The organism is Pseudomonas sp. BS3767, assembly GCF_900099665.1.
GTDB classification, from domain to species: Bacteria; Pseudomonadota; Gammaproteobacteria; order Pseudomonadales; family Pseudomonadaceae; genus Aquipseudomonas; species Aquipseudomonas cerasi.
This window is the reverse complement of sequence record NZ_FNCX01000001.1, coordinates 1,067,681-1,080,579: the sequence shown is the minus strand read 5'-3', so window position 1 is coordinate 1,080,579 and position 12,899 is coordinate 1,067,681. Positions and strand designations below refer to the sequence as shown.

The window sequence follows — 12,899 nt, the reverse complement described above, 5'->3', positions numbered from 1 at the left end:
CTCATGGCCCTCCGAAGCAGATCAGGCGATCAGCCGATTGCACGGCATCGTGCAACTGGCCCAGCCCGGACAATTCCCATGGCTCGCGCAGGTTTGCCGCCGGCCGCTGATAACGCTCGGCCTCTTGCGTGTCGAGCACACCGCGACGCAACGCGGCGGCAATGCACACCACGCCGTCCAGCTTGTGCTCGACGATGAAGTCACGCCACTGCAGTGCCATATCCTGCTCGTCCTGCGGCGTTACGACGTTGGCCGACGCGCTGTGTACGCCGTCTTGGTAAAAGAACAACCGGACAATTTCATGCCCGCCTGCCAGCACCGCCCTGGCGAACTGCAAGGCTCGCCGAGAGGAGGGCGCGTGGGCGGCGGAAAAAAGGGAGATGGCGAATTTCATGATCGGCTCTGCCAACAAAACATGCGCAATGATAAAGAATTCAAGGGCTGGCGTGTGAGTTTGGCGCGGGTTGACCTGCAAGTGCTAGGTCGGGGTACAACTGTTTGAGTTTCGATTGATGTTTGTCGGGCATCAATCGATGAAAACATAGCACTTATCGTTTCAAAGTGTGTCCGGCAGACTCCTTCCTCACAAGCGCTTACAACACTCTAATAAGATCGCTGGAGAACATTGATGCACGGCTCATCCTCATTACGAAAAGAATCCTCCCGGTCGAAGGCAGGCGCGGTATTTCGGGTTACCTCCGGTAATTTCCTCGAGCAATTCGACTTCTTCCTGTTCGGCTTCTACGCCACCCAGATCGCCTCCGCCTTTTTCCCGGCCAGCAGTGAGTTTGCTTCGCTGATGATGACCTTCGCGGTCTTTGGTGCGGGCTTCCTGATGCGTCCGTTGGGTGCCGTGATTCTGGGCGCTTACATCGATGACGTCGGCCGGCGCAAAGGCTTGATTGTGACGCTGTCGATCATGGCCAGCGGCACGCTGCTGATCGTTCTGGTGCCCGGTTACGCGAGCATCGGCCTGTGGGCGCCTGCCCTGGTATTGGTCGGCCGCTTGCTGCAGGGCTTCTCTGCCGGTGCCGAGTTGGGTGGCGTGTCAGTGTATCTGGCGGAGATGGCGACACCCGGCCGCAAGGGCTTCTATACCAGCTGGCAGTCAGGTAGCCAGCAGGTGGCAATCGTTGTTGCCGCTGCACTGGGTTACGGCTTGAACCAATGGATGGCACCTGCTGCTGTCGCTGACTGGGGCTGGAGAATTCCGTTCGCCATCGGCTGCCTGATCATCCCGTTCATTTTCCTGCTGCGCCGCAGCCTGCAGGAAACCGAAGAGTTCGCCACACGTGCTCACCGGCCGACCATGCGACAGGTGTTCGCGACGCTGCTGCAAAACTGGCGCGTGGTGATTGCCGGAATGCTGATGGTGGCGATGACCACTACCACGTTTTACCTGATCACCATCTATGCACCGACATTCGGCAAAACCGTACTCAATCTGAGTACCTCCGATGCGCTGCTGGTGACATTGCTGGTCGGTGTCTCCAATTTTATCTGGCTGCCGGTCGGCGGCATGTTGAGCGACCGTTTCGGGCGCAAGCCACTGTTGGTCGCGATGACGCTGCTGACCATCATCAGTGCCTACCCGGCGCTGTCTTTCCTGGCCCTGGCACCGAGCTTCGGTCATATGCTGGAAGTGCTGTTGTGGTTCTCGTTCCTCTACGGGTTGTATAACGGCGCGATGATTCCAGCGTTGACGGAAATCATGCCGGTAGAGGTGCGTGTTGCCGGTTTTTCTCTGGCCTACAGCCTGGCGACGGCGGTTTTCGGTGGTTTCACTCCGGCGATCTCGACCTGGTTGATCCACCTCACCGGCGACAAGGCTGCACCTGCTTACTGGATGACGTTCGCTGCAGCCTGTGCGCTGGGTGCCACACTGGTGCTCTACCGGCACATCTCGACCCGCCCGCAACTGGCTGTTTAATCAAGGAAAATCACTATGAAATCGTTATACAAAACTCAATTGGCCGCGCTGTTTCTCGGCTGTATCGCGGTCAGTGCGGCGGCGCAGGCTGAACAGCTCAAGGTTATGACCTCCGGGGGCTTTACGGCTGCTTACAAACTGTTGGGACCGCAATACGCGGCGTCTTCCGGGGACTCGCTGGACACCATTCTCGGCCCATCGATGGGCAAGGCGCCCGAGGCCATTCCGAATCGTCTGGCCCGTGGCGAACACGCCGATGTGGTGATCATGGTCGGCTATGCGCTGGATGATCTGATCAAGCAAGGCAAGGTAGACCCGGCATCGCGGGTCGAGCTGGCTGACTCGCGTATCGGAATGGTGGTGAAGGAGGGTGCGGCCAAGCCTGCGATTGGCACCGACAGTGAGCTCAAGGCGACCTTGCTCAAGGCCAAGTCGGTGGCTTACTCCGACAGCGCCAGTGGCGTATACATCGAAAAAGAGCTTTTCAAAAAGCTCGGTATCGAGAAGGAACTCGCGCCGAAGGGCAAGATGATCGAGCGCATCCCGGTTGCTTCGGTGGTTGCCAAGGGCGACTACGAAGTGGGCTTTCAACAGGTTGCCGAGCTGCTGCCGATTCCCGGCGTGACGTTCGTGGCGAAGATCCCGGAAGACGTTCAGTCGGTCACCCGTTATGCCGCGGGCATCCCGGTCAATGCCGAGCACCCGAAAGAGGCGAAGGCCTTGCTGGATTACCTGGCCTCCCCGAAAGTCCAGGCCACGGTGCAGTCTACCGGGCTGGATTCAGTTCCCCGCTGAGCGTGACGGCATTTTCCTGACCAGCTGTTCCAGCTCGAGGGCTGCCGGTGTCAAGGTCCTGCCACGACGCTTGAGCAGCCCCACATTGCGCATCACCTCGGGCGCAACCAATGGCACGCTCACCAGAAACGGGTGAGCGGTCATCGGCATGGCAATCGACGGCACCGCAGCCACGCCAAGCCCGGCCTCCACCAGGCCGATCATGGTCGTGACATGGCGGGTTTCGCAGATGCTTTCCTTATGCGGGCGCGACGGTGCCAGCGCCTGATCCAGCACCAGACGATTACCTGAAGTGATGTCCAGGGCGATGTAATCGTGGCGGTACATCTCCTCCCAACTGACGCTTTCGCACATTGCCAGCGGGTGATCCCGTCTGCAGGCCATCACGTAGCGTTCCTGCAGCAGCAGTTCGAAATCCACTTCCGGCGCCAGATTGCCGCTGAAACTCACCCCGAAATCGGCTTCGCCCAAGGCAACCGCACTGTTGACCTCATTGGCGCTGGCGTCCATGACCCGAATTCTGATTTTCGGAAACAGCTGGTGGAAGGCGCTGATCACCTGAGGCATGAAGTAATAGGCGGCTGAAGGCACGCAGGCAATCGTCACGCTGCCCATTCGCGTGGAGCCGACGCCGTCGATGGTCATCAATGCGCTGTCCAGATCGTCCAGAATGCGCTCGACCTGAGGCAGAAATGCGCGGCCAACCGTGGTCAGGCTGACCCTGCGGGTGGTCCGCTCGAACAGCTTCACATTCAGCGCAGATTCGAGCTTTTCTATCCGCCGACTGAGCGCAGGCTGGGTGATCTGTACGGTTTCAGCGGCCTTGCGGAAGCTGCCATTCTCGACCACGGCACGAAATGCCTGGAGGTCGTTGAGGTCGAAATTGATGGGCATTGCGTAACCAGGATGATTGATTCGGTCTGGACATCAATATATCAGGTTGCGCACGTCAGCTCGCAAGGCGGGGAGGCGGGAGGGTTTCGTTGGCACCAGAAACGACAAAGCCCTGAATAATCAGGGCTTTGCGCTGCCAAATATGGCGGAGGCATAGAGATTCGAACTCTAGGACCTGTTACAGTCGGCAGTTTTCAAGACTGCTGCCTTAAACCACTCGGCCATACCTCCACTTCGTTGCGGGCGCCATAATACCGGAATGAAACAAGCTGTCAAACTCTGTGACTAGCCAGTTGCAGCGCCTCTGTTATGATCTTTGCAACTCAACATTTCAACAGCAAGGAGTTTCGCCATGCGCGAACAGGATTACAGCCTTAAAACCGGCATGCAGGCCGACCAGCTCGAGGTTAGTCGTGTCCTGCGCAATACTTACGGTCTTCTCGCCCTGACACTGGCTTTCAGTGGTGTCATGGCATTCGTCGCTCAGCAGATGCGCGTCGGCTACCCGAACATTTTTGTGGTGCTGATCGGCTTCTACGGTCTGTTCTTCCTGACCAACAAGCTGCGTGATTCGGTCTGGGGCCTGGTGTCGACCTTCGCCCTGACAGGTTTCATGGGCTTCCTGCTGGGCCCGATCCTCAACCGTTACCTGGGCATGGCCGGTGGTGCTGAAGTGGTCAGCTCCGCCTTTGCGATGACGGCTCTGGTATTCGGCGGCCTGTCAGCCTACGTACTGATTACCCGCAAGGACATGAGTTTCCTGGGTGGTTTCATCACCGCAGGTTTCTTCGTTCTGCTGGGTGCGGTAGTGGCCGGCATGTTCTTCCAGATCAGCGGTCTGCAGCTGGCTATCAGCGCGGGCTTCGTACTGTTCTCGTCGGTGTGCATTCTGTTCCAGACCAGCGCGATCATTCAGGGTGGTGAGCGTAACTACATCATGGCGACGGTCAGCCTGTATGTATCGATCTACAACCTGTTCATCAGCCTGCTGCAGATCTTCGGCATCATGAGCCGCGACGACTGATCAACAAGGCCTGACTACTCAGGCCGCTCTGCTTGAAAAAAGCCCCGACTCGTCGGGTCTTTTTGCGTTTCTGAGGTACGCAAAAGTGTCAGCCTTGGCCAATGATAATGCTGGCGAAAGTGCCGTTCCCTGCAATTGGCTGGCGAGGGTAACGACCCCATGGCATTCGTGCTCCGTCAGCACCGTAAAATCCTGACCTATCAGTCATATTTATCAACCTTGTTACAGTCTACTCAGGCGTTTATCGGCTATCTCGTCATCACAAAAAATAATATCAGGCGATTCCCCAATGGCTGTAGGTGCTTGCCCATTTGGGGCCACTTGACATCATCGAACAGCGCTGGACACAAGATTTCAAGATGTGTCAGTTTTGTTACGCAACGCGATTTTACGCTTCGCAAAGCGAGTGACTGGACTCTCTCGCTACAGGGGAGAGTCCTGTCGTACCTAACCTGTCACACAGCAAACAAGGAAGTGTCATGACGAAAGTCAAAGAAAATGCTGCAATCCAACTTTCCGCTGCTACCAGCACCTCTTTCGACCAGATCAATGCGTTCGCGCACCAGTATGACCGTGGCGGCAACCTCACGATCAATGGCAAGCCCTCGTATTCGGTCGATCAGGCCGCTGATTATATTCTTCGCGACAACGCCGCCTGGACGGATCGCGATGGCAACGGCACCATCAACCTCACTTACACGTTCCTGACGGCCAAGCCTGCCGGGTTCGACAATTCGCTGGGGACTTTCAGTGCGTTCAACGCGCAGCAGAAAGCACAGGCGGTATTGTCGATGCAATCCTGGGCAGACGTCGCCAAGGTCAGCTTTACCCAGGCGGCTTCCGGCGGCGACGGGCATATGACCTTCGGTAACTACAGCAACGGCAGCGCGGGCGGGGCAGCCTTTGCCTACCTGCCCAGCGGCAACAGCCGCACTGACGGCCAGTCCTGGTACCTTGTCGATAACAGCTACAAGGTCAACACCACCCCGGACAATGGCAACTACGGCCGTCAGACCCTCACTCATGAAATCGGCCATACCCTGGGCCTTTCTCACCCGGGTGACTACAACGCGGGCGAGGGCAATCCGAGCTACAAGGACGCCACTTACGCAGAAGACACCCGTGGCTACAGCGTCATGAGTTACTGGAGTGAGTCCAACACTGACCAGAACTTCGTCAAGGGCGGCGCTCCGTCGTACTCTTCGGCACCGTTGCTGGATGACATCACTGCCGTTCAGCAGCTCTATGGCGCGAACATGAGCACCCGTGCCGGTGATACGGTCTATGGGTTCAACTCCACTGCCGGGCGCGATTTCTACAGCGCCACGTCCGCCTCTTCCAAGGTGGTGTTCTCGGTATGGGATGGCGGGGGCAAGGATACCCTCGACTTCTCCGGCTTCACCCAGAACCAGAAGATCAACCTCAATGCCGCGTCGTTCTCGGATGTCGGTGGCATGGTGGGCAACGTTTCGATCGCCAAGGGTGTGGTGGTTGAAAACGCGGTGGGCGGTTCGGGCAATGACCTGTTGATCGGCAATGCTGCCGCCAACGACCTCAAGGGTGGTGCCGGCAACGACATCATCTACGGTGGTGGCGGCGCCGACAGCCTGACCGGTGGTGCGGGTGCCGACATCTTCGTGTTTGGCGCCAGCTCCGACTCCAACCGTGCGGGCCAGGATACGATTCGTGATTTCGTCAGCGGTCAGGACAAGATCGACGTATCGGCCATCTCCACGCTGAGCGCGCTGCAGTTCGTCAACGCATTCAGCGGCCACGCTGGCGAGGCGATCCTCAACTATAACCAGAGCAGCAATCTGGGCAGTCTGGCGATCGACTTCACCGGACAGGGCTTGGGGGACTTCCTCGTGGGGACCGTTGGTCAAGCGTTGGCTACTGATATCGTGGTTTAATCTGTAACAATCATGGACGACCCTGCGGTCGTCCATGATCTGGAAAGTACCCCGTCATGAAGATCAAACACGTTTTTCGAATCGTGCCGGCCGCCTTTGCGTTGCTGGCGGGTATTTCTGGAGCAAGCATGGCCATGAGTTTGAAACTGCCCGATCCTGCTGAACTCAGCGGCAAATGGCGACTTTCTCTTCAGGGAAAGACGAACGAAGTCTGTGAATTGCACCTCAATATCGATGTACCAAAACTGACGGGCGATCTCGCCTGCGCAGTGAAGTGGTTGCACGAAGCACCCACTGGCTGGTTCCCGACTCCGGATGGCCTGGCGTTCACCGACAAGGAAGGCAATCGCCTGATTCACCTCAATAACATGGGGGAGCAGATCTATCAGGCGAGTCTGCCCGACGGTGAGGTGCTGGTCCTTGGACGGCTCGCCGATTAAGCGTTTCATGGATATGCGCGAGTTGTTTGTCAAAACCCAGGGATGTCACTCCGTCACAGGCAAGACCATCAAGGAACAACCATGAGTGCGTTGCCCCAAAGCGCCCGGCCGCCGCTTTATAAAGCGCTGGCTGACTACAAGAGCGCGTTGATTGGTGTCGGTTGCTTTACCGCCCTGATCAACGTGCTGATGCTCGCCCCATCGATTTACATGCTGCAAGTCTATGACCGCGTACTGACGTCGCAGAACCAGACCACCCTGGCCATGCTGACGCTGATGGTAGTCGGGTTCTTTGCGTTTATCGGCTTGCTGGAGATGATCCGCAGCTTTGTGGTGATCCGCATCGGCAGCGAGCTGGAAAAGCGTTTCAATCTGCGCGTCTATCAGGCCGCGTTCGAGAGCAATCTGCACGCCGGGCAGCGTCAGGCCGGACAGGCGCTGGGTGACCTGACCTTCATCCGCCAGTTTCTCACCGGGCCGGCGTTGTTCGCGTTTTTCGACGCCCCGTGGTTCCCCATCTACCTGGCGGTGATCTTCCTTTTCGACCCCTGGCTTGGCGTGCTCGCCAGCGTGGGCACGGTGTTGCTGGTCGGACTGGCCTGCCTCAACGAATGGCTGACCCGCAAACCGCTGGCCGAAGCCAGCGGTTACTCGCAGCAGTCCGCACAATTGGCGACCCGACACCTGCAACAGGCCGAGGCGATCCAGGCGATGGGCATGCTCGAAGTGTTACGGCGCCGTTGGTTCCATGTGCATGGGCGCTTTCTGGCCCTGCAAAACCGGGCCAGTGACACTGGCGCGGTGATCAGTTCGATTAGCAAGGCCCTGCGTCTGTGTCTGCAGTCGCTGGTGCTGGGCTTGGGCGCATTGCTGGTGATAAACGGAGACATGACCGCCGGCATGATGATCGCCGGTTCGATCCTCATGGGGCGGGTCCTCAGCCCCATCGATCAATTGATCGCCGTCTGGAAACAATGGAGTTCTGCACGCCTGGCTTACGGGCGCCTCGACCAGTTGCTCAAGACCTACGCCGAGCCCGCGCCGCGCATGCCACTGCCGGCACCGCGCGGTCAGATCAGCGCGGAACAGGTCAGTGCTGCGCCTCCCGGCAAAACGTCGCCGACCATTCAGCAAGTGAGCTTCCAGTTGCAGGCCGGTGAAGTGCTCGGCGTGCTGGGCGCATCCGGCTCCGGCAAATCGACCTTGGCACGCGTGTTGGTCGGTGTCTGGCCAGTGCTGGGCGGAACGGTACGTCTTGATGGTGCTGACATGCATCGCTGGGACCGAGAGGCGCTGGGCCCCTATATCGGTTATCTGCCGCAGGACATCGAGCTGTTCGGCGGCAGCGTGGCAGAAAACATCGCGCGTTTTCGCGAGGGTGATGCGAGCGCTGTGGTTGCTGCCGCGCAACTGGCGGGCGTACACGAATTGATTCTGCGCCTGCCGCAGGGCTATGACACGCGGCTGGGCGATGATGGCGCTGGCTTGTCCGGAGGTCAGAAACAGCGCGTCGCGCTGGCCCGTGCATTGTATGGCGATCCACGACTGGTGGTGCTCGATGAGCCCAATTCCAATCTGGATGCCGCGGGTGAAGCGGCGCTGACTCAGGCGATTGCTGAACTCAAGACCCGCGGCTGCACCGTTGTGCTCGTCACCCACCGCACACAGTCTCTGAACCAGACCGATCGTCTGCTGGTGCTGAGCGAAGGTCGCATGCAGGCATTCGGCGCCACGGCTCAGGTGTTGCAGGCCTTGTCCGGGCAGACCTCACCCGCGCAAGCACCGCAAGCACACCCCCAATCGCAATCTCGCCCGGCACCTGCCGGGCTTTCCATGAGCCGTCAGTACGGCACGCAGAACAGGCAGTCCGACGTATGAACAGCCCTATCGACAGTCATTACGCCGTGCCGGGCAAGGAGCGCGGCGTGCAGTTCTTCGTTCGCGCGGGCTGGATTCTCATGCTGGCAGGGGCGGGCAGCTTCTTTTTGTGGGCCAGTCTCGCTCCTCTGGATCAGGGTATTGCCGTGCAGGGGACGGTAGTTGTTTCTGGCAAGCGCAAGGCCGTGCAGTCGCTGGATGGCGGTGTGGTCAGCAAAATTCTGGTCAGTGAAGGCCAATTGGTGAAAGAGGGCGAGCCGCTGTTTCGCCTCGATCAGACTCAGGTCGAAGCCGACGTGCAATCGCTGCGAGCCCAGTATCGAATGGCCTGGGCCAGCCTGGCGCGCTGGCAAAGCGAGCGCGACAACCTTGACGAGGTGCGCTTTCCTGCAGAACTGATTGCCGCCGGGCAGGGGCAAGATCCCGACCCACGGCTGGCGCTGGTGCTTGAAGGGCAGCGGCAGTTGTTCAGCAGCCGACGCCAGGCCCTGGCGCGCGAGCAATCCGGCTTGCAGGCGAGTATCGAGGGTGCCGGACTGCAGCTCGCCGGCATGCGCCGTGCCCGCTCGGACTTGCTGGCTCAGGCTGATTCGCTACGCAAGCAACTGAGTAACCTGGAGCCGCTGGCGCAGAACGGGTTCATTCCCGGCAATCGCTTGCTGGAGTTCCAGCGTCAGCTTTCTCAGGTGCAACAGAGCCTGGCGCAAAACGCAGGCGAAACCGGACGTATAGAGCAAGGTATCGTCGAGTCGCGCCTGCGCCTTCAGCAGCAGCGCGAGGAGTACCAGAAAGAGGTGCGCAGCCAATGGGCCGATGCCCAGGTCAAGGCGCTTACCCTTGAGCAGCAACTGGCCTCGGCCGGTTTCAGTCTGCAACACAGCGCAATCCTTGCGCCGGCTGATGGCATCGCCGTCAATCTGGGCGTGCACACCGAAGGTGCTGTGGTGCGTGCCGGTGAAACCCTGCTGGAAATCGTCCCGCAGGGTACACGTCTGGAAGTCGAAGGGCGGCTGCCGGTGCAACTGATCGACAAGGTCGCCAGCCATCTGCCGGTCGACATCCTCTTTACTGCATTCAATCAAAGCCGCACTCCACGGGTTTCCGGCGAAGTGAGCCTGATTTCCGCCGACCAGATGCAGGATGAAAAAACCGGCCAGCCGTATTACGTGCTGCGCACCTCGGTGGGCGACGCGGCGCTGGAAAAACTCAACGGGCTGGTGATCAAACCCGGTATGCCCGCTGAAATGTTCGTGCGCACGGGTGAACGCTCTCTGCTCAATTATCTGTTCAAACCTTTGCTGGACCGTGCCGGCTCCGCGTTGACGGAGGAATAGGATGTCTCGTCATCCCCTGAAAGCCGCTTTGCTGACGGCCATCCTGCTGGGCACTGCTTCATTGAGTCATGCGATGGGCCCGTTTCAGGTCTATGAGCTGGCGCTTCGCAACGACCCGACTTATCTGGGCGCACTCAAGGAGCGCGACGCAGGCCTGGAAAACCGGGTGATCGGTCGTGCCGGCTTGTTGCCTCGCGTGTCATACAGCTACAACAAGGGGCGCAACGATTCCAAGGCGAACCTCAAAGGCAGCGCTCAAGACACCACTGACCATCGCCACTACAACAGTTTTGGTTCGAGCCTGACGGTTCAGCAGCCATTGATCGATTACGAGGCGTACGCCAATTACCGCAAGGGGCTGGCCCAGGCGCTGTTTGCCGACGAGACCTTTCGCAGCAAGAGCCAGGAATTACTGGTGCGGGTGTTGACCCTCTACACCCAGGCACTCTTCGCCCAGGACCAGATCAATATCGCGCGTGCCAAGCAGCAGGCGTTCGAACGCCAGTTCGCGCAGAACCGACAGATGTTCGAGCAGGGAGAGGGCACGCGCACCGATATTCTCGAAGCCGAATCGCGCAACGAACTGGCGATTGCCGAGCAGATCGAAGCCAGCGATGAGCAGGACGCGGCCTTGCGCGAGCTTGCCGCGTTGCTGGGCGAGCCGAGTATCGATGTTACGCAACTGGACCCGTTGAGGGACAGCTTTCAGGCGTTGGTCCTGGCGCCGTCCAGCTTTACCGAGTGGCATGCGCTGGCGATGGCCAACAGCCCGATTCTGGCTTCGCAGCGTCAGTCCCTGGAAGTGGCGCGATACGAGGTGGAGCGCAATCGCGCGGGGCATCTGCCGACGGTGAATGCTTACGCAAGTATCCGTCAGAATGAATCGGACAGCGGCAACACCTACAATCAGCGTTACGACACCAACACGATAGGCATCGAGCTCAGTCTTCCGCTGTACGCCGGAGGTGGCACCAGTGCCTCGGTGCGCCAGGCCAACAGCAAGCGCGAGCAGGCTGAATACGAGCTGGAGGGCAAGACCCGCGAAACCCTGATCGAGCTGCGTCGCCAGTTCAACGCCTGTGCGTCAGGTGTGGGCAAGTTGCGCGCCTACCAGAAGGCGCTGATCTCGGCGCAGGCACTGGTCGAGTCGACCCGCCAGAGCATTCTGGGTGGCGAGCGCATCAGCCTGGATGCCCTCAACGCCGAGCAGCAGCTCTACAGTACCCGTCGCGATCTGGCAAAAGCCCGTTACGACTATTTGATGGCTTGGATCAAACTGCATTACTACGCGGGCACCTTGCGCGACACCGATCTGGCGCGCATCGACGAGGCGTTCGTGGTGGCGCGCTGATCAAGCCTGCCTGGCGAAGCGTTGTAATGAAAAGGCCGAGAGATCCATATCGCTCTCGCCATCAATACAGCGCTGCGCCAGCGCCAGTCCGAGCCCGGCCGAATGCTTGAAGCCGTGGCCGGAACAGGCCGAGACCACCGTCACATTTTTCAGGTGCGGATGTTCATCGATGATGAAGTGGCAGTCCGGCGTGACCGTGTAAGCGCACACCGAAGACTTGACCACCTTTGGCGTCAGTCCCGCTATCCTGCCCTGCACCTGGGTGCGGAACATTTCCTGTTCTTCCCGCGCGGAAATGGTGCGGTCGAGCTGGTCCGCCGCTGACGTCTCGCTGTATTGCTCGGTGGCGACCTTCATGCTGTTTTCACCGGGCAGCGGCGGGAAGCCGTAATTGACATCGGCGTCGCCCGGCCCGTGACTCAGGATGAAGCTTGGCGACCGCGCAGCAAAGGCAGCCTCGTGCTGCAACTCGAACCAGAACAGCTTTTGCCGGCACACCCGCAGCAGGTCGCTGAACGGTGCGCCGAGCAGCCCGGATGACCACATGCCCGCGCTGACCACGACCTTGTCGGCGATGATCGAGCCCTTGTCGGTGGTGATTCGTACCTGATCGCCATGCGCCTGTAAGTGCGTGACCGTTTCATGGGTCAGCAAACGCGCGCCATGTTGCCTTGCCAGCTTGAGCTGTACGGCGATGCAGCGCTCGGGCCGAACGAATCCGCCTTCGGGTTCGAAATAGCCGATAGCGCTGTCCAGTACAGGAGCGAACTGAGGGAAGCGCTCGCGAATCGCTGCGGCCGCCAGTATCTCGTGCTTCACCCCATAAGTACGGGCCAGCGCGATGGTCTGATGGGTGAAGTCGTTGACGTCCTCGGGATCGTAGGCCGGGCTTGAGGTCATCACCAGCACACCGCATTGCTCGAACAGCGATTCGCCGCTCAATGCTTCAAGTTCGCGCCAGATGCGCTGCGAGCTGCGTACCAAGGGCAGGTATTGCGGACCTTCACCGGCCGACAGCCGCGTGATGCGTGTATCGCCGTGACTGGAGCCTTGTGTGTGCGGAGGGTCGTAGCGGTCGATGCCAATCACATCGACTCCGGCCTTTGCCAGCTGATAGGCAGTGGCTGCACCCATGGCACCCAGGCCGAGTACGGCCACTTTACAACGCTGTTGCATAGGGGAGCCTCGATAAATGGTCTATCTCACTATGGACAGCCTGTCGAATCAACCGCCAAACGTGCATAAGGTTATGTCAGGCGACCTCGTGGGCCATTACAGATGCCATCACACCGGGATTGCAGGCACCCGTCAAAAATTTACGCTTGCACTGCTCAGGGTTTTTA

The 12,899-nt window shown here is 59.3% G+C and carries 11 protein-coding genes and 1 tRNA gene; 8 read left to right on the top strand and 4 right to left on the bottom strand.

Features of this window, described 5'->3' with window-relative positions; genetic code table 11:
• Position 1 precedes the first annotated feature (1 nt).
• Complete coding sequence (tusD, locus tag BLR16_RS04175; RefSeq protein ID WP_003371788.1) at positions 2-394, bottom strand: sulfurtransferase complex subunit TusD; 393 nt, start codon at positions 392-394, stop codon at positions 2-4.
• Positions 395-628: 234 nt separating this feature from the next.
• On the opposite strand from tusD, the gene BLR16_RS04170 reads away from it, so the two are divergent.
• Entirely contained in the window at positions 629-1,930 is a 1,302-nt protein-coding gene (locus BLR16_RS04170) for an MFS transporter (RefSeq protein WP_003371790.1), read from the top strand.
• Positions 1,931-1,945: 15 nt separating this feature from the next.
• Complete coding sequence (locus BLR16_RS04165; protein WP_003371792.1) at positions 1,946-2,725, top strand: substrate-binding domain-containing protein; 780 nt, start codon at positions 1,946-1,948, stop codon at positions 2,723-2,725.
• Here BLR16_RS04165 and BLR16_RS04160 read toward each other — a convergent pair.
• Entirely contained in the window at positions 2,711-3,619 is a 909-nt protein-coding gene (locus BLR16_RS04160; protein WP_044308814.1) for a LysR family transcriptional regulator, read from the bottom strand. The genes BLR16_RS04165 and BLR16_RS04160 overlap by 15 nt on opposite strands.
• A gap of 143 nt (positions 3,620-3,762) precedes the next feature.
• Positions 3,763-3,850: transfer RNA gene (locus tag BLR16_RS04155), tRNA-Ser, on the bottom strand.
• Between the two features lie 121 nt (positions 3,851-3,971).
• Between BLR16_RS04155 and BLR16_RS04150 the strand changes: the two genes are divergently transcribed.
• From BLR16_RS04150 to BLR16_RS04125, 6 genes are all read left to right on the top strand, one after another.
• Positions 3,972-4,643 carry a Bax inhibitor-1/YccA family protein gene (locus tag BLR16_RS04150; RefSeq protein ID WP_003317937.1) on the top strand — a complete coding sequence of 224 codons (672 nt, stop codon included), beginning with the start codon at positions 3,972-3,974 and terminating at the stop codon, positions 4,641-4,643.
• Between the two features lie 479 nt (positions 4,644-5,122).
• A complete protein-coding gene (locus BLR16_RS04145; RefSeq protein ID WP_003435995.1) occupies positions 5,123-6,553 on the top strand; it encodes a serralysin family metalloprotease in 1,431 nt (476 codons plus the stop codon).
• 56 nt (positions 6,554-6,609) lie between these two features.
• Positions 6,610-6,993, top strand: a complete 384-nt coding sequence (locus BLR16_RS04140; RefSeq protein WP_003435993.1) for a protease inhibitor Inh/omp19 family protein — start codon at positions 6,610-6,612, stop codon at positions 6,991-6,993.
• 81 nt (positions 6,994-7,074) lie between these two features.
• Complete coding sequence (locus BLR16_RS04135) at positions 7,075-8,871, top strand: type I secretion system permease/ATPase (RefSeq protein WP_054081081.1); 1,797 nt, start codon at positions 7,075-7,077, stop codon at positions 8,869-8,871.
• Positions 8,868-10,205 carry an HlyD family type I secretion periplasmic adaptor subunit gene (locus tag BLR16_RS04130; RefSeq protein ID WP_003435991.1) on the top strand — a complete coding sequence of 446 codons (1,338 nt, stop codon included), beginning with the start codon at positions 8,868-8,870 and terminating at the stop codon, positions 10,203-10,205. Before BLR16_RS04135 ends, BLR16_RS04130 begins: the two co-directional genes overlap by 4 nt.
• A gap of 1 nt (position 10,206) precedes the next feature.
• Positions 10,207-11,556: a TolC family outer membrane protein gene (locus BLR16_RS04125; RefSeq protein ID WP_058396336.1), complete on the top strand. Its 1,350-nt coding sequence runs from the start codon at positions 10,207-10,209 to the stop codon at positions 11,554-11,556.
• Here the strand turns inward: BLR16_RS04125 and solA are convergent, their stop codons facing one another.
• Positions 11,557-12,732, bottom strand: coding sequence for an N-methyl-L-tryptophan oxidase (gene solA / locus BLR16_RS04120; RefSeq protein WP_058396335.1), 1,176 nt, complete (start codon positions 12,730-12,732; stop codon positions 11,557-11,559).
• Positions 12,733-12,899: the final 167 nt, after the last annotated feature.

Coding starts and splice junctions, on each gene's coding strand:
- solA (WP_058396335.1), bottom strand. CDS start 12,732: ATGCAACAGCGTTGTAAAGTGGCCGTACTCGGCCTGGGTGCCATGGGT.
- BLR16_RS04165 (WP_003371792.1), top strand. CDS start 1,946: ATGAAATCGTTATACAAAACTCAATTGGCCGCGCTGTTTCTCGGCTGT.
- BLR16_RS04145 (WP_003435995.1), top strand. CDS start 5,123: ATGACGAAAGTCAAAGAAAATGCTGCAATCCAACTTTCCGCTGCTACC.
- BLR16_RS04130 (WP_003435991.1), top strand. CDS start 8,868: ATGAACAGCCCTATCGACAGTCATTACGCCGTGCCGGGCAAGGAGCGC.
- tusD (WP_003371788.1), bottom strand. CDS start 394: ATGAAATTCGCCATCTCCCTTTTTTCCGCCGCCCACGCGCCCTCCTCT.
- BLR16_RS04170 (WP_003371790.1), top strand. CDS start 629: ATGCACGGCTCATCCTCATTACGAAAAGAATCCTCCCGGTCGAAGGCA.
- BLR16_RS04140 (WP_003435993.1), top strand. CDS start 6,610: ATGAAGATCAAACACGTTTTTCGAATCGTGCCGGCCGCCTTTGCGTTG.
- BLR16_RS04150 (WP_003317937.1), top strand. CDS start 3,972: ATGCGCGAACAGGATTACAGCCTTAAAACCGGCATGCAGGCCGACCAG.
- BLR16_RS04160 (WP_044308814.1), bottom strand. CDS start 3,619: ATGCCCATCAATTTCGACCTCAACGACCTCCAGGCATTTCGTGCCGTG.
- BLR16_RS04125 (WP_058396336.1), top strand. CDS start 10,207: ATGTCTCGTCATCCCCTGAAAGCCGCTTTGCTGACGGCCATCCTGCTG.
- BLR16_RS04135 (WP_054081081.1), top strand. CDS start 7,075: ATGAGTGCGTTGCCCCAAAGCGCCCGGCCGCCGCTTTATAAAGCGCTG.